Genomic DNA, 1,038 nt, shown 5'->3' with positions numbered 1-1,038 from the left:
GATTGATTGCCGCCAAGGCCCCAGACCCAGGCCCCCTCAATCCGATCGATGAAGAAGACATGGCCTTGCCAGCTGGATCGCCCCCTTGGGATAATCCCGATGTCTCCTTGCCGGGCATCCGCGGTCTCTACCGGGACACCCCAGTCGAGATAAGACCGTGCGGTCAGTTTACGGGTCGAGCGGATCCCAGCCCGCTCGAGACAGTGCCCGACGAAGGCTGCGCACCAGGCGACGCTGTCATGTTCCACCCAATCGTGACCAACAGACCCATACATTTCCAGGATAACGGGATTGTTCTCGAGACCCGGGCCCTCGGTTGTGCCGATGTAACTGCGGGCAATATCGAACGGTGTCATGATCTGCTCCCATGCAAATGCAAACAGCCGCCCCAAGGGACGGCTGCGGTTTGACGGTAAATAAAAATTGGCTCTTGAATGGTCTTGAGCGTTTAGCTCGCTTTGGCATCCTCAAAGACAGTGTCTTTGGCCTGCAACAGCCAATCATCAACCGCGGCGGCCACGGAAGGACCAATGCCCGCCAGACCCATGAGTTGAACCTCAAAGAGGCCGTGGGCGTTTTCGGGCTCACACCAATGGCCGCTATGGGCGAGCACCAACCGCTTGACCGCTGCCACGGGATCCGGCGCGTTTTGTACCTGCGCCAAAACAGCTGCGATCTCATTCATAATCTGATCCTTCCTTAGTCGTTTCTTGAGCCCCAAATGGTCGTCGTGATTGGCCGCTTCAAGTGTGCGCGCCCAATCTGCGTCGCTACTTCTTGCGACTGAGCCACGCGGCAAGGAGAGCCTCGGTACCGCGCGGGCCCAAATAAGCGAGCGTGGCCACAAACCCGGTGGAGACAGGCTGCGACAGCCCAATGTAGCGCGCCGCCGCCTCCCCGATCAGCGCCATGCCGACGGCGACGGGAATTTCCCACAGGAGCTCCTTGCCAAAAAAGCGGCGATTGCCGAGTTTTACTTCGCCCGAATGCCACATCAGCCGGCCGGTAAAGGCGCCGATCAGCGTGGTCACGGCCCCA

At 59.6% G+C, this 1,038-nt stretch carries 3 protein-coding genes; all 3 read right to left on the bottom strand.

The window, feature by feature from the left end; all coding sequences use genetic code 11:
• The coding region (locus PM04_RS17235) for a TIGR02594 family protein (RefSeq protein WP_038009157.1) at nucleotides 1-356 on the bottom strand (356 nt) is incomplete at its 3' end.
• 92 nt (nucleotides 357-448) lie between these two features.
• Nucleotides 449-685 (bottom strand): hypothetical protein, encoded by a 237-nt coding sequence (locus PM04_RS17230; RefSeq protein ID WP_038009156.1) that lies wholly within the window; start codon nucleotides 683-685, stop codon nucleotides 449-451.
• 85 nt (nucleotides 686-770) lie between these two features.
• On the bottom strand, nucleotides 771-1,038 hold a 268-nt coding region (locus PM04_RS17225), incomplete at its 5' end, for a phage holin family protein (RefSeq protein WP_038009154.1).

Origin of the sequence: Thalassobacter sp. 16PALIMAR09 (assembly GCF_000765485.1) — a bacterium.
Lineage (GTDB): Bacteria > Pseudomonadota > Alphaproteobacteria > Rhodobacterales > Rhodobacteraceae > Thalassobacter > Thalassobacter stenotrophicus.
The sequence above is the reverse complement of the archived record's forward strand: the minus strand, read 5'-3'. Positions and strand labels throughout refer to the sequence as shown.

Coding starts and splice junctions, on each gene's coding strand:
- PM04_RS17230 (WP_038009156.1), bottom strand. CDS start 685: ATGAATGAGATCGCAGCTGTTTTGGCGCAGGTACAAAACGCGCCGGAT.